A 17147-nucleotide genomic window follows, 5' to 3' on the forward strand; every position below is an offset into this window, starting at 1 on the left:
CTCCTGATTTTGATTAAAGCATGTTGAAACTTTGCTTTAGTAGTTAGGAGGGATGTATGGAGGGGAAATCCAATAGACCAGCAAGTCAATTGAATCAATTGGTTCAAGCCTTCTCGCTTGCTGATCATAATAATGACGAACAAGAGTTAATCGCCATTATTCAACTATTAGAATCATATAAATGGGATGTAGACGATTTATCACTCTTTTTGAAATTGGAGCATCATTATTGTATTGAACCAACTGATCGCAATCGGGTAGAAGATTTATTCAAGGAAGTTATGGCTGGTAGGCCAGACCCAAACCTTACCGACAATGAAAAAATGGAGCGGGTTATAGCAATGGCCAATTCACCTCTAGTGGCTTATGATTACAACCAAATGAAGGCAATAGTTGAAAACCTCAGCTTAAATGATGTGATGCTGTAAATGTGGTCATCTTTCAGATCTTTAAACCTTAGAGTTAGTGTCAAATCACTAACCCCTCTTTTGTGGAAATCCCACTTTTAGATAGTTGAGTCCTTCCTCAAATGTCTCACCTGTTTGAACAATATAAGCCTCTGGTTTGAACCCATACTTCGATTTACCTCCGGTGGCCAACGTGGTAAAGTCTTTTGGCTTTACCTGATACATAAATTGTTCCGAAAATGAGGCGCCAGCTCCGACATTGCCAGGGTTTATTTGCAAGGCTTGCATTTGAATTAGGTCCTCAGCTATGGTTTTAGCGGCAAACTCATTGGTGTCAATGTCAGTATTAGCATGAAATATCTTAGTAGACATGTTGCCCATTAATGATTTGGTGCGAGCCTGTGCATTAGTCCCCATTGAGAAATAATAGTTATTAATGTTCTGGGTTAGGTACACGGTGCTTACCAAAGAGGACCGAGCTGTAGTAGCAAATAATGTATCGTATTCGGGCAATACAAAGAACTGGCTCTCGTCAATCCATAAGAATGTAGGCCGAAAATTCTTGTCCTCAAAAGTCCTCCTTTCCATGGCTTGCTGCCAGACGTATTTGAAGATTGCCTGTGCTAGTATACCTGATAATAAATGCTGTTTTGTTGGGAAATTCAGGATGATGATCTTACCCTCTTGATAGGTCATTTCCGGGTAAATCTCTTCACTAACTCCCTGTGTGAAATGCTTTTGAAGCAGGCCAGTTCCGAATGGTTCTACTAAGCCAAGGAAGGACTCCTGAATGATGCTTTTTGTACGTTCAGAAAGCCTGGCAAATTCCCTGAAAAAATACCCCTCAACCATACGATAAACATCCAGCTCCAGAGCGTCATATTCATCCATTCTTTCAAAGGCCAGCGAGAGGCAATCAAGACAATAATTATCAGCTCTCCATCTATTGATTTGAGCCACGGCCTGACTTACCTCATCCTTAGAACTTTCTGAATCGTTGATGACTCGTATCCGGTCTCTGTATTGAGTTACCTGCCCCTCTGTCAAAGCTTCTGCAACTACCCTTCTCATATTCGGGATTGTGATTTCTTTTTCGGCAAATTTCAAAAGATCTATGGTACGTGATAACAGCCTTCTGACCGAGTCATCCCAGAACCGCTCATCGTTAGCACTCCCATCACCACCTGCCATAAAGTTTTTGCCAATCTGATGCATAGCCATAACCATGTTTACCATGTTAATGGTTTGTCCCGCTCCTTCTCCATCACGTATCATTTCATAGGCCAAAGGGTTGAACTCAAAGTCACCATCCATCTCAAAGATTACCAGGTCATCTAACCTGCCTGTTGCTTTTGCATAAGCTTGCCAGGCATTCTTTTCATCAGGTTTTGCGCAGAGGACTAATCCGCCATAACCATAGTCCAAATAAGCCTCGGCAATGTGCCTGCCCGAACCACTCGATTTACCAGAGCCGGTAGCGCCAAAAATCTGAATGCCTTCGCATGCATCGCGCACGTAAAATTCATAAGCGGGATGGCCTGGCCAATGAAACAAGCGATCATTCAACACTTCGTCTACAGCTCTCTGATTACGTTTCCTGGATCCAAACATGATTTTGAGTTTTTTACTGAGTCCAAAGGATGAAAAATTATGTGTAAAAGAAAATGAATTTGCAACTATAAGTTGAAGCTAATTGGGTAGAATCATTACCTTTATCAAAAGGTCTTAGCCTCGTAAGACGAGATGTCTACGTAACTTTTGTCAATTCCAGAGGGTACTTAAAGATAACTAATAATCGAATGCTATCCATAGAGTCTAGCAAGAATGCCGAATCCGCTGTCCGGTACTTTCGAGAGTCACTCTCGGTGGAGGACTATTACTCTGAAAAGGCAGAGATCACTGGGCGCTGGCATGGTAAGGGGTCCGAAAGACTAGCTATTGGTGGAGATGTAAGAAAGCGAGATTTTGAAGCTTTGCTCTATAATGTCAATCCCAAGACTGGGGATAGGTTGACCGCTCGAAATTCGGTGAATCGAAGACCCATGTACGACTTCACTTTTAGCTGTCCCAAGAGTGTCAGTGTCGCCTATGCTATGACAAAAGATGGAGAGATTCTTGAGGCACATCGGTTGGCTACACTCAAAGCCATGAAGGCAGTGGAAAAAGATGTTCAAACTCAAGTGGGTACTGGGAAGGGAAAGCATTATGTAGGTACCGGGAATATCATGTTCGCTGAATTTATTCATGAAACCTCCAGGCCTTTAGAACACGAGAAGGAAGAAGGAAAACTTTACATTCCAGACCCTCAGTTACATTCTCATATGACCGTGGTCAATGCTACGTTTTTCGAAGGCCAAAATCGATGGAGGGCGGTGGAGCTAGGCAACGTTAAGGCTCATGGCGATTACTATGAATCCCTTTATCATAGTTATCTGGGAAAGCACTTGAAGGATGCGGGGTATGCCCTTCAAAAGGAAGGGAAAAGATGGGAGCTTGCGTGTGTTCCCAAAGAGGTCAGAAACAAGTATTCCGGGCGCACTCTTGAGATTGAAAAAGAGGCTGAAAGATTGGGAGTCAAAACGGCCCGTACAAAGGCACTTTTAGGGCGCAGAACTCGTAATGATAAGAACAAGTCTGTACTGGATAGTGAGCTCCCGGGTATCTGGAAAGATAGGCTTTCACTTAGTGAATATTACAGCATTGTGAATGCTAAGAATGCTTCAGGCAGACAAGGAGAAAATGTTAATCTACAGAACCCTCACCTTACTCTTGAGAAGGCTGTAGATTTGGCGCTTGCTCATAGACTTGAGCGACAGTCAGCTGCTGCTGAGAAAAAAGTACTTTCATTTGCCAATGACCTGACTTCCGGTGATTTTTTGCCCCATGAGGTTCAGGCTGAACTGGATGGGCGGCAGAATATTATTGGTACAGACAGACGTACAGTAAAGTTCATTACCACCAGAGAGATTCTTCAAGAAGAGGAAAAGCTAATCGAGAGAAGTGCTTTTGGTAAGTCAACTAAGGTTAGTATTAATCCTGACTATCAATTCAAAAGTAAGGTGCTCAATGATGGGCAAAAGGAGGCAATTCGACATGTTTTGGAAAGTGGTGATCAAATCATCATGATCTCAGGCGATGCAGGTACTGGTAAGACCACTCTTTTAAAAGAGGTCAAAACTGGTATTGAAGAGGCTGGTAGTAAGCTTTTTGCTTTTGCGCCTACTTCTGATGCTTCCAGGGGACAACTACAGCACAAAGGCTTCGAAGGAGCAGAAACCATTGCCAAACTGCTTGCCGATCAAGAGCTTCAAAACCAAATGATTAATCAATATATGCTTGTGGATGAATCTGGCTTGGTTAGCGTACCCCAAATGAACCGGATACTTGATGTGGCTGAAGCTCAAAACTGCAGAGTAATACTCTCCGGTGATTATAAACAGCATTCTTCTGTAGAAAGAGGCGATGCGACACGAATTATGGAGAATCATGCCGACCTGCCAGTGGCCCGAGTAAAGGAAATTGTGAGGCAGCGAGAGCAAGAAGCGTACAAAAAAGCCATAGAGGCCATCGCACAGGGAATTGCCATCAAAGATGACCCTGACAGGAGAGTGAACGAAGTGCAATGTGCTTTTGACCAACTTGATCAAACAGGGAGTATAAACGAAGTAGAAAACCTGGAGGAGAGACATGAACAAATCGCGAATGATTATGTTTTAGCTACCGAAAATTCTACTCAAGACGCAATTTTGGTAGCCCCTACACATGGTGAAGGCAAAGACATCACGGAAGTTATCAGGCAAAAGCTCAAAGAAACCGGTCGTCTTTCTGGGGAGGAAAGAACATTCAAACGCCTCCAAAGTCTTCATTTGACAGAAAGTGAAAAGCAGTTGGAGGCTTATTACGAGGCCGGACATGTTGTGGAGTTTCATCAAAATGTACCCGGCTTCAAAGCAGGCACAAGACAAGTAGTTGAGGGCAAAGACCAGAATGGGCAAGTATTGGTAAAACCAAATGATATAGCTACTCCCGCCAGCTTGCCTATGGAAGAACATAAGAAATTTCAACTCTTTAAAGAGGAGCCCCTCAATCTATCTGTGGGCGACCGCATTAGGATTACCAAAAACATAAAAAGTGTCGAGGGTCATCATTTGTCCAACGGTCAGGTATATGATTTAAAATCCTTCTCTGATGATGGCCATATAATGCTTTCCAATGGCCAAACGCTTCATAAGGATGCTGGACATTTCAACAGCGGCTATTATCAGACTTCTTATGCCGCTCAAGGCAAAGACGCCAAGACTGTAATTGTGGCACAAAGCTCCAGAAGTTTTGGAGCCAGTAGCGATAAGCAATTTTATGTCTCTATAAGTCGCGGGGTAGAGGATTGTAGGATTTACACCGATGATAAGGAAGCGCTGCGAGAAGCAATCGCCAGACCGGGTGACCGGCCAAGCGCCATGGAATTGGCCTCTGAAGCTGATCGTCAGAAAAGTGAAAGTCAGAGTCATTCCCAATACCAGCGCTTGGTAAGACAGTTTTATGATCAGCAAATTCAACCCTCTCAAAAAACCATAGAACCAAATCATGGCAGAAGAAAACCTGACGAACCAATGGAAAGACCAGGGTTCAACCACGAAAAGTAGTGTCCCGGATTTTGGGGCTAGTGAATTTACCTCTTCCGGTAAAGACGATCCGGCTGTGCCCACTAGTAAGTATTATGGAATCGATCTGAAGTCTCCTTACCTTGCCACATTAAAGTTCATACATAGGAATGGCGAATTGTTTTTCCTTCCCTATGCCTTGCAACCCATTGTTAGCTATTCTCCCGGGGAGCAATTGGGAGAGATTCAGATCACCACAATGAACTATGAAATAAGCATAAGAGGAAGGAATCTCATTCGGCTCGCAGAGTGGATTGGCACATTCAAGGTAAGGTGGGTTAAGGAAAGTAATACGGGTACAGACGATAATTCAGAAGACCTGTTTGTAAAAGAAATCATTATCAACAAGCTAAGTGACTAGCATTAAAGCTAAAACACACTTTTCAACAAAATCTGGCTTGGGTAGGTTTGGTAAGATTTTTTTGAAAGGTGTGTGTTTCAGGCAAAAGCGCTTTTGATAAGCTTGGCTGCAGACTAGCCTTGGCGGGGCTTTTCAAATGGGCTTTTAGGGAAAAAGGTCAAAAGAGGTCGAGTTGAATTCTTTGGCCCTTGTTATTCTGTTTAGATTGGGGTGGTGCAGACCAAATTCGTGACTGCTCTTTTTCTATTGGCAAGATGCCCAAACCATTTTGGTTGATTTGCCAGCCGCCATACCATTCCATGGAAAGGCTGTTCATCCAGGCCACTTCGCCACGAAGGCCATTAAGGAAGAAGTTAATCACAGCCATTTTTGCACAAGTATTGGAAAGCTCTGCCCCATAGAAAAAATTATCAGGATTCAGTTTGGCAAAAGCTAGCAACATACGGCCAGAACCACATGCAGGATCAAAAGCAGTTTTAAGGTGAATGCTGTTCTTACTTCCTTGCATTTTTGCCATCATTTCACATACAGGTTCAGGGGTGAAGTATTCACCATTTTTGCCATTGGAGATAGTTTGCATGTAATATTCCCCAAGAGGATCGGCATAAGGCGCTTCATAAACCTGAAGCTGAATTAACCCAATAATTTTGGCAAAGTCCTCGAGTTCTTGATGCCCATATTTGTTGCTTATTTCTAGGTACCGGTTTTCGTTTTCAGCATCTTTTACAGTGAGACAGGATTGTATGTTGATCTGGTGAAAGCCGCAAATAGCCATTGATACTAAATCATTAAAAACGGATGAGATACTATGCCTTCTTCCGAGTCGATCAAATACTGAGATCATTTCTTCAAAATGTTCGGTCAATGGTCACTCCATATTGAGGAGGCTGTCAATTTTAGCCTTTTGATTGTGGCAGGAAAAAAGAGGTACGGACCAAAGTGGGGCCGTACCTCATTGCCTAAGTGAGGGAGCTTAGGTTATTGCTGACTTTGGTCGTCTTCCTGTTTGGGAACACGAAGAGTGATTTTCCCATCAAGGGGAAGACTGTCTAATACAATGTTGAACCCTTCGCCATCTTGGTTGGCCCAAGCTGCGCCAATACGACTCCAACTCGATTTTCCTTCAGCATAATTTTTCACATTGTATGCCACGTAGTCTGGTTGCTTGCTTTGTGTTTGGTCAGTCATTTCATAATCTCCTTTTGTTAAAAGTTTCTGACAGTTTTAATGTTGACCATCGGATTGAATGAGCACTCAAATAAAGCGAGAAGCTGCTTGCAGCTGGTGAACTTCAGTGAGCGAGCATTTGAATGCGAATGCCGATAGGTTAAACATGGCTGCTCAGAGAATTTTTCAAAAGCAAATCCGTTTGAAATCGGCATGCACAATCGAGCAAAATCCTACAGACTAAAGTGGTGCCTGTTCAATTGAATTGGCAACGACTGAAGCTTCGTTTTTGACCAATGTTTGTCCGTCCGGGCCTGTAATCTCAAACGGGCGATATGATAGTTCGCCTTGAACCTTGATACGCGAGCCAGACTTTAGGCTTTTGACTTTGCTCAAACCCTTTTTGCTAAAAACGAGGATGTTATGCCAAACCACCTCTTTTTTCTGCCAAACATCATTTGCATCCTTATAAGAGCCCTGTGTGGCCAACGAAAAGGCTGCAAACAGTTTGTCCTCTTTTTCAATCATTCTGGCCTCAGAGCCCATATTGCCGATGAGGTTCACTTCATTTTCACTGCTCATTATTTTCTCCTTATGGTTGTATGGTCAGGAATACTTCTACCAACAATACATGAAGTTTTTAAGCAAAAAATGGAATGTAGATTGCCATGGTATGTCGGTGGCCGGCTTGCTGTTGAAAAGAGAAAAAGAACTTACCTGTGTCTGTGTCTGTGTCTGGGTCAGAGTTCAAATAGAATGTCAGGGCTGGGGTTGAGCCACATGGGTTCAGAGCGCAGTAGTTGCTTCTTCTTACCAAAGGTTATGCTTTGGCTGGTCAACCAGGCATTCAGATCTTTATGATGGGGGTACAGGTGGCCCATGACTGCTATGCGGAAAAAGCGATCTGAGAAATGTGTAAACTCATCAGAAAAAACCTTTTCAAACTGTTTGCCGGCATAGTCATTATCAGACCAAAGTAGAGCTTCTGTATAAGTCCCTTCTTTGATAAAATCTGCGGCCTGTCTATACAAATTCACGGAATTGGTGATAATACAGTCATTTTGGGATGTATTGGTGTTGTCAATGGTGAGTTTTGAAAGAAAATCGAAGACACCTTCAAATACATCTACTGTATTAGTGTTTCCAGTTCCGGCAACGAAAGTGATGTCTTTATTTCCAATCATTGTTTTAAAACCGTGAGGGTTGCGAACATCATAGCCCCCTGCCCTCGTCTGTATGCCAAGGCCGAAAATGCGTTTCTTGGATTTCTTGTGTAAGAAGAAAACTTGCCTTAAATATTTTTGGGCAAGATCATGTGGTATTTGTCTTTTGGTCAGATATTGAAATAAGACTGCGCTGTAAATGGGTTTAACAGTGAGCAATTTATAAGGTGAATCGTCTTTCCCTTTGGATTGAATCATTCGCTTGAAAGTGTGATGCTTTGGAGGTCCGCTTAAACTTTCAAACCATTTTAAGGTGGCAGACACACTGTGATCTTTATACTGTGATTTCAGATACATTTGACCAAAACGTATCAGGTCCCCACCCTGCTCCAATTCTCCGAAGTCTTTCCAGATATCGAACCTGGTGGAGATATGAAAAGAGGGCTCTTTTTCCTGTGGGCGTAGGGGTGAACAATACCACAAATCATGACCCTTTGACTTTTTGGGGTCTGGCTCAAATCCAAGCTGTTTGAGCAGGCTTTCAATGGTGAAACGCTCTTTGACTTGTTTGATGTTCATTGAATAATTTCTCCCCTTCAGGTTGGTAACATTCTAATGTGAGTTAATCACTTCAGTTAAACTTTCAATTAGCGTACATTGCATTCGATAATTGTCAATATAGATTTCACTCTATCTATGATTGTAGTTATCTTACAAGAATTACTATAATACCTCTAAAGTGAGTCCAAATGCCTATTGATATAGCCCATATTACAAAAGAAATCTTACTACAATATCAGGATGAAGACGAACCCAAAAGACCCTGGATAGTAGGCTTCAGTGGTGGTAAGGACTCAACCATGTTGCTGCAATTGGTTTGGATTACGGTGAGCAGGTTGCCGGCTGAAATGAGAAATCGCGAGATCTATGTAGTTTGTAATAACACCTTGGTGGAGAACCCGAAAATCCTGAAATATACAGAAGAGGTGCTTCAGGATATTGAAAAGGCTTCAGTGTCACAAGGTATGCCGATATATGTGGTTCGTACTATACCTAAGCTTGAAGAGAGCTTTTGGGTCAACTTGATCGGTAAAGGATACCCCGCCCCGAACAATGCATTTAGATGGTGTACAGAGCGACTAAAGATCAACCCTACTACAGCTTTCATAAAAGACAAGATCAGCGAGATAGGAGAGGCGATCATTCTTTTAGGTACTAGAAAAGATGAAAGCTCCTCAAGGGCTAAAAGTATACAAAAACATCAGGTAAAAGGGGAGCGCTTACGAAAACACATTCTACCCAATGCGTTCGTATTTGCACCAATCGAAGATGTGCTTACTAATGAAGTATGGGCATACCTCAACCAAGTACCCTCTCCATGGGGTTCTGACAATAAACAGCTACAAGCATTATATAGAAATGCCAATAGCGGAGACTGTCCTATTGTTATTGATGATACCACTCCCTCTTGTGGTAATAGCCGTTTTGGGTGTTGGGTTTGCACTGTGGTTAAGAAAGATAAATCGATGGAAGCCCTTATCGAGAATGGTGAAGATTGGATGGAGCCACTCATGGATATAAGGGATATCCTGGTTACCTATAGAAATGAGCCGGACTGGAGAGAGTCGAGAAGGCGTAATGGATCAACAGGAGAAGGTATCCTTGGCCCTTATACGCCTGCTAAAAGAGCTTATATTTTGAAATTACTGTTAGAAGCCCAAAAGGAAATCAATGCAGGTGGGCACGACTATCAATTGATTAACTATCAGGAATTAGTGGCCATACAAGTGACATGGTACAGGGACAGTATTTTTAAATACAGCGTTTCTGACATTTACAATGAAATTTTCGGCACTGATTTTCAAAGTGGAGACTTCAATGATCACCTGATATTTGAGAAAGAAGTTTTGAAGGAGTCCTGTGCAAATAACCCTGAACATTTTGGGCTGATTAACGAGTTGCTTGAGCTTCAAAGTTCAAAGACCATCCTGATGAATAATAAAGGGTTGCACAATGATTTGGAGAGAAGGCTTGAGCAGTTTGTGAAGAAGGAGGAAGAAAAATGATTATTGATGAAATCAAACTGCGGAATTATCGCATCTATTATGGAGATAACAAATTAAAACTAAGAACTCACAGCAACAAGAATATCTCCATTGTATCGGGTAATAACGGCTATGGTAAAACTTCCCTATTGACCAGTCTGGTATGGTGTCTATATGGGAAGTTAATGATTGACGTAGATGATCGGTATAGAAGAGAAATTTACGAAGCAGGCGGCTATAAAAAATATTGTCAGAAAACGCTCAACAGAAAGGCTTGGTCTGAGAAGGACAAACACCATGAGCAGTTGATGCTCGATTTTAAGCAAGCAGAAGGGCATGAGAAAATAGAGATAGGTGAGCGACTGAAAGGACTAACAGAATTCAGTGTTTCCATAGTGATCTCGGATATATTCATACCATCTATCCTCTGTCAGCACGTAGAAATCACCAGATCTTATGATGTTTCTACACACCAAGAAAAAATGGAGATTTTAATTGATGGAAGAGAGAATGAGCTGACCAGACAAGTGGGTTCAGATATTTTCATCAATGATTTTGTCTTGCCCAAAGAGATCGCCAAGTTTTTCTTTTTCGATGCAGAAAAGATCGTTTCGCTTGCAGACATACATTCCATAGAAGACAAAAGGAATTTGAGCAAGGCATATGCTGAAGTCTTGGGTATCAAGAAATACGTTGATTTAAAAAGTAACCTTGAGAATGTTAGAGCACGACTTCGCAAGAAAGTTGCCAGCCCCGAGGACAAAGCAAAACTCAGGGCGCTTTCAAAAGATGTCGAAAAGAATAGAAAGCTCATAGAGATATGCGATACCAGGATATTTGAATTAGAAGAAAGCATTACTCAGAACAAGAGCCATTCGGAACGCTACCAGGAGAAGCTGATTCGTGAGGGTAGTGCTATGACGGTGGAGGACCTGAAAGACCTTAGGTCTATGAAAGACCACTTGTCTGAAGAAGGTAGACGGATCAAGCAACAACTAAAGGAGTTAATTGATCTGGCTCCCTTCGCGATTGCTGCCAAAAAATTAAAACAGGTCAAGATACAGGCAGAACAAGAAGACCTCCAGCGCCAACAGGGGCTTTCTAAATCCTTTATTGAGACTAAACTGTCTGCCTTCGAGGCCGCACTGGGTGCTCAAAGAAGTGAGTTGGGACTTTCTGAAAAAGGAGAGCAATTGGTCACCGAACTAATGAGAGATCAATTTGAGATATCTCAAACAAGCGGTGAAAAGCCCTTGCTGGATTTCGATCGAAATGGTCAGAACCGTTTTTATGCTGTTTTCGATAATCTGTCCAATGCGTACAGCAAAGCCTTCAGAAAATTGAGCCGTGATCTGAAAAAGCAGCAGAGTGCTTTTAGCATGATCGTTAACAAGCTCAGCAATGCAGAGTCTAAAGAAAAAGACCCTGTTATCGTTGCATATCGAAGAAATAAGACTCGCCTGGACAGAACAATTCATAAGGAAGAAAATGAACTGATTACTGAAAAGGCGAAAAGGATCTCTCTACACAATGAATTGAGTAACCATGCTAAGGTCCTTGCAGAACTAGAGAAGAATATTCAGGTGGAGGAGTTGGATCGTGAGAAAGACTTGGTAGCAGAGAGGTTGGTTAAAGAGTTAGAAGATTTTATCGCTACACTCAAAGCAAAGAAAAAAGATTCACTGGAAGAAAGACTTCAATCAGAACTCAATCGCTTGATGCACAAGGCTGATTTCGTAAAAAGGGTGGAAGTGATTATCGATGGTGACCTGATCGAAATAGAATTGTACAGCCCAAGTGATAAGCTTATACCTAAAGATAGCTTGTCTATGGGTGAAAGGCAATTATATGCTACGGCCTTATTGAAAGCTCTGGTAGACGAATCCAATGTTAAGTTTCCTTTGTTCATTGACAGCCCTTTGCAAAAGTTTGATCGTGGCCATGCGGAAAATGTCATAAGAGAGTTTTACCCGGAAGTATCAGACCAAGTGGTATTATTTCCCCTATTAGAAGGTGAGTTGAGTGAGAAAGAATATGATTGGCTCAAACCTAATACAAGCCATGCTTATCTTATTGACAATGTCAATTTAGACCAGTCCAGATTTTTAGAGATTCTGCCCAACGATCTATTTACCAAATACAACCAAATGCACGCCAATGTTCACTAGTATTAAGACATCAAGAGAGAATAAAGCGCTAGTAACCGAGTTAACCAGAAAAATGAATCTGGGTGCGGAAAATGTTGTGGCCCGCTTAGCATTGGCCTATTCTTTGTCTAAAGATGAGCGTTTAGAACTTTCAGGTATTCAAGACTCCCAAGGCAAAGAGTACAGTCGTAAAGTACTGTTGGGTGAATATGATGAAGTCTACATAGCTATGCTCTGTGTGCATTATGACTTATATAAGACAGATAAGGACATTGCGCGCTACATAAAGCTTCACATAGACCATGGTTTGACGCTGTTGAATGATGAGTTCAATCAAAAAGGTACCGGAAGTGGGCTTGAGTTTCTGATTCAGAAGATAGATGGGGGATTAAACTCCTTATAGTCATGAGTACTTAGATTCTTACTCATACCAGTTACCACCCCGTGCTCTTTTTTAGATTATGTTAAAAGATGTTCAATTCAAGTCTATTTATGCCACTGGCCATAACGAGCCAAGTGATTTCTTTATAGATGGGTTAAAGAACAGTATCAATTTTGACCTTGGACTTGGATATTTCAGGTCCACAGGTTTCAAAGTCCTTTCAGTGGGGTTTGCTAGGTTTTTGCTCAATGGAGGCAAAATGCGTTTTATCATAAACGACAGCCTCACACTAAAAGATAAGGGTGCAATTATTGAAGGTCAGCTAAATCTGACGAATGAACAATATGAGCAAGAGTTACTTGGCGATTTTGAGCTTTTAGCCACTACGCTGTCCAAACGAGATAGGCACTTTTTCGACTGTCTCTCTTGGTTAATAGCTTCGGATCGTTTGCAAATCATTGCTGTAAAACCCAAAAAAAATAAGGTTGGGATAGTTCATCACAAGTTCGGAATCTTTTCGGATAGTAGTGGTAACCAAGTAGCATTCAATGGCTCAGTCAATTTTTCACAATATGCTCTGAAGCACAATGTCGAAACATTATGGACAGAATACTCTTGGCGGTCTGAAGGAATTTCCAAGGAACGTATTGAAGAAATGATTCGGTTATTTGAGGAGACATGGAATGGAGATTCTGATGTGGTGAGAAAGATTCCGATAGAGGAGGTAAAGACTGCTGTCTACAATAAGTTCCCCAAGAAGACTTTGAAAGAGCTGGTTGAACAAGAATGCCAACTTGCTGAGGAAATTATCAAAGAATATGAGCTGCGTGGTTCAGACCCCCATAAGATTGAGGATATTCTAAGAGATCTTACCGCTAAGCCAAGGTCCAAGTCAAAGAGAATTAAAAGTGAAGCGGAAGACGTAAATAAATGGAAACACCAGGATGAAGCTGTAGCTGTGTTTCTCAAGAAAAAAAGGGGCGTTTTAAACATGGCTACGGGAACAGGTAAGACTAGGACTGCCCTTCGAATTGCGGATCACTTAATCAGAGAAGACAGTGTAGATTCCATTATCATATCATGTGATGGAATTGACTTACTCGACCAGTGGTACGGTGAAATACTGAACCTTATCTTCTCAAAAGAATTGGCCTGGTGGGTAGTAAGGCAGTACAAAGGTTTACATGAGGCTGAAGGTTTTAGAGCTAATCCGATTCGAAAGATTTTACTCGTTTCAAGGCCTAAATTACACCTCTCTATGAAAGGCCTAAACGCTATGGAAGCATCCAGAACGTTGCTGATTCACGATGAGGTCCATAAGCTTGGTAGTCCGGGAAACAGGCGTGAATTGGCAGGACTTTCAGATAATATTCCATATAGGTTAGGACTGAGTGCCACTACTGAGAGGGAATACGATCAAGAAGGAACAGAATTTATCATAAGTCATATTGGACCAATAATCAAACAGTTCGATTTAGATATGGCTATAAAGAAAGGGATTCTAGTACCTTTCAACTATCACCCTTTGTCCTACTCATTGACCCAAGAGGACAAGAGTAGCCTACAGGGCGTATTTGCACGGAAAGCAGCACTGGATAAGGCCGGTACACCCATGAGTGATAAAGATTACTGGATGAGTTTGGCTAGAGTTTATAAGACAGCTGAAGGTAAGATACCCGTGTTTCATGAATTCCTTAGGAAAAATCCTTATATTCTTGATAAGTGTATAATATTTGTTGAAAACAAAGCCTATGGAGAGGAAATATTGAATATAGTGCATGGGTTTACAACTGAATTTCATAGCTACTTTGACGATGATCACTCCTCTGTATTGAGTAAATTTTCATCTGGAGAAATTGAATGTGTTTTGACATGTCACCGTCTGTCTGAAGGTATTGATATACCCTCACTCAATAATGTGATTCTATTATCATCCGATAGAGCAAGACTTGAGACAATTCAGCGAATTGGACGCTGTTTAAGAACGGATAAGAAAAACCCAGGTAAAGTGGCCAATGTGGTTGATTTTATAAGGACAAAAGACAAGGCGACTGCAACTCTTAACTCCGATGATGAAAGGGCTCAGTTCCTCACGGGGCTATCAAAAATTAGGCCTGATAAAGTGAAATGAGTTTATGATAGACGAGATAATAATTAAGTCCATACAGGAAGCAGTAAGAGACGCTAAACAACCTGAAGAGCTATCCGAAAAAATTGTTGCTTGGCTACAAGGAGCAGCAGCCAATTCTACTGAATTGAGCGATATCAATCGCTATTCACAGCGATGTGATCTCTGCTTTGAAACCGTCAAATTATCAAAAAATTTATCCAATTAGTGGCTACTAGCTTAAAAATATTGGGTTGGAAATCTGAAGGTCTTCGTTGTCCTGATCATAGTATTTCTTTTGAAGCTGAAAATGGACAAGTTCATAAGATTTCCCTGATCCAGATGCCAAATGGTACTGGAAAAACCACTACACTTAAGTTGTTGAGGGCGGCATTGGCTGGGCCTCAATTTTGGGATGAACATTTTGATCGATCAGTTGACTTCCGAAAGTCAGAGGCTATAAGTGAGGGAGAGTTTGAATTAAGACTTCTTCACAATGACAGATTCCTAACTATCAAACTGCTCTTTGACTTCCATCAGCCCGATTCCATTCCTGAATACAAAACCATATTAAATAAAGGAGTTGAGGATGGGTTTAAATTACCATCAGAATTGATCCCCTTTTTGAAGCCAGAATTTGTACGACTTTTGGTCTTTGATGGGGAGTATGCCAACGACCTACTCGATTCAAAAAAGTCCAACGCTCAACAGGCCATTGACAATTTGTATAGGCTGCCTTTGCTTGAGCAAATGAGCGACCGAATTGAAGATTATTGGAAGGCACTTGCTGATGCTGCAGGTTCCAGTGGTGGAGAAAAGGAAAAAACCCAAAGGGATAATAGGGTAAAGGCGCTCACGGAGAGACTGAAGGAAGTTAAAAAACAAAAGGAAAAAGACGATTCTGAAATAAGAAGAGTGAACAGTCAATTGGAGGAGCTTGATTCTCAGTTTTCAGAGGAAATAAAGAAATATGAGAATGATCATGAACAACTGAATAAAGCAAATGATGAGTACAAAGAGGCATCTACGCTGCTGGCTAATAAAACAAGATTGCTTGCTATAACATTGAAGAACCCGGCTGAGCTTTCGCAAGAATTTGATGAGAGTATCTTAGACTTAAAGGAAAGCTTTGATAGAGTGAAATTGCCTGGTTTGGCTGCCAAAGAGTTTTTTGAAGAGATAGCAGACGAGGATGAGTGTATTTGTGGTCGAGAAATTACAGATAATGTTAGGAGTGCGATCAAATCTAGAGCGAATAAATATTTAGGCTCTGAAGAAGTTTCAACACTCAACACAATGAAGTCTGAAATTAAAGACAGAACGTCCGAAAATGCCTCCCTATCATCTGGTCTATTGCACACGCGTTTAAGCGAAGTTATTGACTCCCAAAATGCTCAGAACTCCGCCAAGTTGAAGGTAGACGCGATTAAGAATTCTGTCGGAGCGAAAGATCCAAGAATTCAAAAAATTCAGGATCAGATTAAGACGCTTACATCAAGCTTGACGACTTTGGAAGTTAAGTACGAAAAGTATTTGGATAAAAAAACAAAAACGGACAAGTCATGGAATTTGGAAGTACTAGCAGAGAGACTTGAGGATGCCAAAGAAAAATTGGCAGAGACTACCGGTACAATTGATCAGAAGATTAAAAAAGATGTACTCCAGGGCATTTTGGTAGACGCACATGCTCGGGCAAAAGAATTGCTATCGGAGAATGTTTGCGATCAAGTTAATGACCGTATTTCTGAATTAATGCCACATAATAACATTAGAGTCAACGAAATCGAAAATTCCTTAAAACTGATAAATAAATCAGGAGGCAGTGCGGGAGAAAACCTAACCATTGGTTATGCCTATCTTTCAACTCTTTTGACTAATACTGAGCATCGATTACCCTCCGTTGTAGATAGCCCTACTGGTGCGATTGATCTTGCAATTAGAAAAGAAATAGGAGGGTTAATTCCTAAGCTAGGAGACCAGTTTATCTGCTTTATTATTTCAAGTGAACGTAATGGTTTCGTAAAGCACTTAGTTAGGAGGAGTACTGAAGGCCCGTACTTTTTGACAATGTTCAGGAAGGGTAACACTGAAATAGATGGCGAGGCTCAAAAACAGGCATTATTATATGAATCCGTAGATGGTATGTGCGTAGTTGGGAAGGAATATTTTGATCAGTTTCACACAGACGATCTCGACTAAGTATGGCATTTAGAATACCAAATACGGCCAAAACATGGTTTAAACATATTAAATCAAAACAGGGAAGCAATACTGGGTTTGAGCTTGATTTTGACATACACTACTTCTGTTTGATGGCCGGGTTACACACTCAACGCAAGGAAGATTTGACAGCGAGTGAAACAACGGAGATAGTCCAATATTTTCCAAGTGACTATAAGAAGGATAGGCACCTTATTATTGCCCTCTTTTTAAAGAAAGAGCTGGAACAGTTAGGAGTTTCGTTGAAAGAACGAAAGCTTTTAAACAATCAATTGAAAATTTTAATAAGTACTACGTCTGCAACGCGATTAAGCGATCAAGGAATGAGGGAATTGAACAAATATGCCAATGGGGGTTTCAGGGTACTTCAAGAGCACTTCTTGGAGCCACCGAGAACTTTGGAGAACTTCTTGATTACTTTTAACAAGCTTTTTACCAAAAGTGAACCCTAATTAACGCCAATAGGTGATTGGCTTTGCAAGATGAT

15 protein-coding genes are annotated in these 17147 nt (G+C 41.3%); 10 read left to right on the forward strand and 5 right to left on the reverse strand.

Translation table 11 applies throughout. The annotated features are described in order from the left end of the window. The first annotated feature begins 56 nt into the window (after positions 1 to 56). Positions 57 to 428, forward strand: a complete 372-nt coding sequence (locus BFP97_RS16810; RefSeq protein WP_069843532.1) for a hypothetical protein — start codon at positions 57 to 59, stop codon at positions 426 to 428. A gap of 48 nt (positions 429 to 476) precedes the next feature. Here BFP97_RS16810 and BFP97_RS16815 read toward each other — a convergent pair whose 3' ends face one another. After that, the gene (locus tag BFP97_RS16815) at positions 477 to 2018 is read right to left on the reverse strand and encodes a hypothetical protein (protein WP_069843533.1); all 1542 of its coding nucleotides are present in this window, start codon (positions 2016 to 2018) and stop codon (positions 477 to 479) included. A 188-nt stretch (positions 2019 to 2206) separates the two neighbouring features. Between BFP97_RS16815 and mobF the strand changes: the two genes are divergently transcribed. Both mobF and BFP97_RS16825 read left to right on the forward strand, forming a co-directional pair. Continuing rightward, on the forward strand, positions 2207 to 5050 hold the full coding sequence (mobF, locus tag BFP97_RS16820; RefSeq protein ID WP_069843534.1) for a MobF family relaxase: 2844 nt from the start codon (positions 2207 to 2209) through the stop codon (positions 5048 to 5050). Further along, positions 4992 to 5429 (forward strand): hypothetical protein, encoded by a 438-nt coding sequence (locus tag BFP97_RS16825; RefSeq protein ID WP_069843535.1) that lies wholly within the window; start codon positions 4992 to 4994, stop codon positions 5427 to 5429. The genes mobF and BFP97_RS16825 overlap by 59 nt, the downstream gene beginning before the upstream one ends. A 157-nt stretch (positions 5430 to 5586) precedes the next feature. Here the strand turns inward: BFP97_RS16825 and BFP97_RS16830 are convergent, their stop codons facing one another. The 4 genes from BFP97_RS16830 to BFP97_RS16845 form a co-directional block, all read right to left on the reverse strand. Continuing rightward, positions 5587 to 6273 (reverse strand): N-6 DNA methylase, encoded by a 687-nt coding sequence (locus BFP97_RS16830; RefSeq protein WP_069843536.1) that lies wholly within the window; start codon positions 6271 to 6273, stop codon positions 5587 to 5589. Between the two features lie 134 nt (positions 6274 to 6407). Continuing rightward, complete coding sequence (locus tag BFP97_RS16835) at positions 6408 to 6617, reverse strand: hypothetical protein (protein ID WP_069843537.1); 210 nt, start codon at positions 6615 to 6617, stop codon at positions 6408 to 6410. A gap of 219 nt (positions 6618 to 6836) precedes the next feature. After that, a complete protein-coding gene (locus BFP97_RS16840; protein ID WP_069843538.1) occupies positions 6837 to 7178 on the reverse strand; it encodes a single-stranded DNA-binding protein in 342 nt (113 codons plus the stop codon). A gap of 158 nt (positions 7179 to 7336) precedes the next feature. Beyond that, positions 7337 to 8338: a toprim domain-containing protein gene (locus tag BFP97_RS16845; RefSeq protein ID WP_069843539.1), complete on the reverse strand. Its 1002-nt coding sequence runs from the start codon at positions 8336 to 8338 to the stop codon at positions 7337 to 7339. 170 nt (positions 8339 to 8508) lie between these two features. Between BFP97_RS16845 and dndC the strand changes: the two genes are divergently transcribed. The 7 genes from dndC to BFP97_RS16880 are packed head-to-tail and all read left to right on the forward strand — an operon-like array spanning position 8509 to position 17112. Further along, the gene (dndC, locus tag BFP97_RS16850; RefSeq protein WP_069843540.1) at positions 8509 to 9825 is read left to right on the forward strand and encodes a DNA phosphorothioation system sulfurtransferase DndC; all 1317 of its coding nucleotides are present in this window, start codon (positions 8509 to 8511) and stop codon (positions 9823 to 9825) included. Continuing rightward, entirely contained in the window at positions 9822 to 11972 is a 2151-nt protein-coding gene (locus tag BFP97_RS16855) for an AAA family ATPase (RefSeq protein WP_069843541.1), read from the forward strand. Before dndC ends, BFP97_RS16855 begins: the two co-directional genes overlap by 4 nt. Continuing rightward, the gene (locus tag BFP97_RS16860; RefSeq protein ID WP_069843542.1) at positions 11962 to 12354 is read left to right on the forward strand and encodes a DndE family protein; all 393 of its coding nucleotides are present in this window, start codon (positions 11962 to 11964) and stop codon (positions 12352 to 12354) included. The genes BFP97_RS16855 and BFP97_RS16860 overlap by 11 nt, the downstream gene beginning before the upstream one ends. Before the next feature lie 58 nt (positions 12355 to 12412). Continuing rightward, positions 12413 to 14464, forward strand: coding sequence for a DEAD/DEAH box helicase family protein (locus BFP97_RS16865; protein WP_069843543.1), 2052 nt, complete (start codon positions 12413 to 12415; stop codon positions 14462 to 14464). Between the two features lie 4 nt (positions 14465 to 14468). Next, on the forward strand, positions 14469 to 14669 hold the full coding sequence (locus BFP97_RS20950; protein WP_069843544.1) for a CxC ATPase DNA modification system associated small protein: 201 nt from the start codon (positions 14469 to 14471) through the stop codon (positions 14667 to 14669). Then, positions 14669 to 16639, forward strand: coding sequence for a hypothetical protein (locus BFP97_RS16875; protein ID WP_069843545.1), 1971 nt, complete (start codon positions 14669 to 14671; stop codon positions 16637 to 16639). Before BFP97_RS20950 ends, BFP97_RS16875 begins: the two co-directional genes overlap by 1 nt. Positions 16640 to 16641: 2 nt before the next feature. Next, a complete protein-coding gene (locus tag BFP97_RS16880) occupies positions 16642 to 17112 on the forward strand; it encodes a hypothetical protein (RefSeq protein ID WP_069843546.1) in 471 nt (156 codons plus the stop codon). Positions 17113 to 17147 lie beyond the last annotated feature (35 nt).

Source organism: Roseivirga sp. 4D4 (genome assembly GCF_001747095.1).
GTDB lineage: Bacteria > Bacteroidota > Bacteroidia > Cytophagales > Cyclobacteriaceae > Roseivirga.

What these genes read in the sequence shown, in the direction of transcription:
- BFP97_RS16810 (WP_069843532.1), top strand. Translation starts at nt 57, where the DNA reads ATGGAGGGGAAATCCAATAGACCAGCAAGTCAATTGAATCAATTGGTT.
- BFP97_RS20950 (WP_069843544.1), top strand. Translation starts at nt 14,469, where the DNA reads ATGATAGACGAGATAATAATTAAGTCCATACAGGAAGCAGTAAGAGAC.
- BFP97_RS16840 (WP_069843538.1), bottom strand. Translation starts at nt 7,178, where the DNA reads ATGAGCAGTGAAAATGAAGTGAACCTCATCGGCAATATGGGCTCTGAG.
- BFP97_RS16835 (WP_069843537.1), bottom strand. Translation starts at nt 6,617, where the DNA reads ATGACTGACCAAACACAAAGCAAGCAACCAGACTACGTGGCATACAAT.
- BFP97_RS16865 (WP_069843543.1), top strand. Translation starts at nt 12,413, where the DNA reads ATGTTAAAAGATGTTCAATTCAAGTCTATTTATGCCACTGGCCATAAC.
- dndC (WP_069843540.1), top strand. Translation starts at nt 8,509, where the DNA reads ATGCCTATTGATATAGCCCATATTACAAAAGAAATCTTACTACAATAT.
- BFP97_RS16830 (WP_069843536.1), bottom strand. Translation starts at nt 6,273, where the DNA reads ATGATCTCAGTATTTGATCGACTCGGAAGAAGGCATAGTATCTCATCC.
- BFP97_RS16815 (WP_069843533.1), bottom strand. Translation starts at nt 2,018, where the DNA reads ATGTTTGGATCCAGGAAACGTAATCAGAGAGCTGTAGACGAAGTGTTG.
- BFP97_RS16860 (WP_069843542.1), top strand. Translation starts at nt 11,962, where the DNA reads ATGTTCACTAGTATTAAGACATCAAGAGAGAATAAAGCGCTAGTAACC.
- mobF (WP_069843534.1), top strand. Translation starts at nt 2,207, where the DNA reads ATGCTATCCATAGAGTCTAGCAAGAATGCCGAATCCGCTGTCCGGTAC.
- BFP97_RS16845 (WP_069843539.1), bottom strand. Translation starts at nt 8,338, where the DNA reads ATGAACATCAAACAAGTCAAAGAGCGTTTCACCATTGAAAGCCTGCTC.
- BFP97_RS16880 (WP_069843546.1), top strand. Translation starts at nt 16,642, where the DNA reads ATGGCATTTAGAATACCAAATACGGCCAAAACATGGTTTAAACATATT.
- BFP97_RS16825 (WP_069843535.1), top strand. Translation starts at nt 4,992, where the DNA reads ATGGCAGAAGAAAACCTGACGAACCAATGGAAAGACCAGGGTTCAACC.
- BFP97_RS16855 (WP_069843541.1), top strand. Translation starts at nt 9,822, where the DNA reads ATGATTATTGATGAAATCAAACTGCGGAATTATCGCATCTATTATGGA.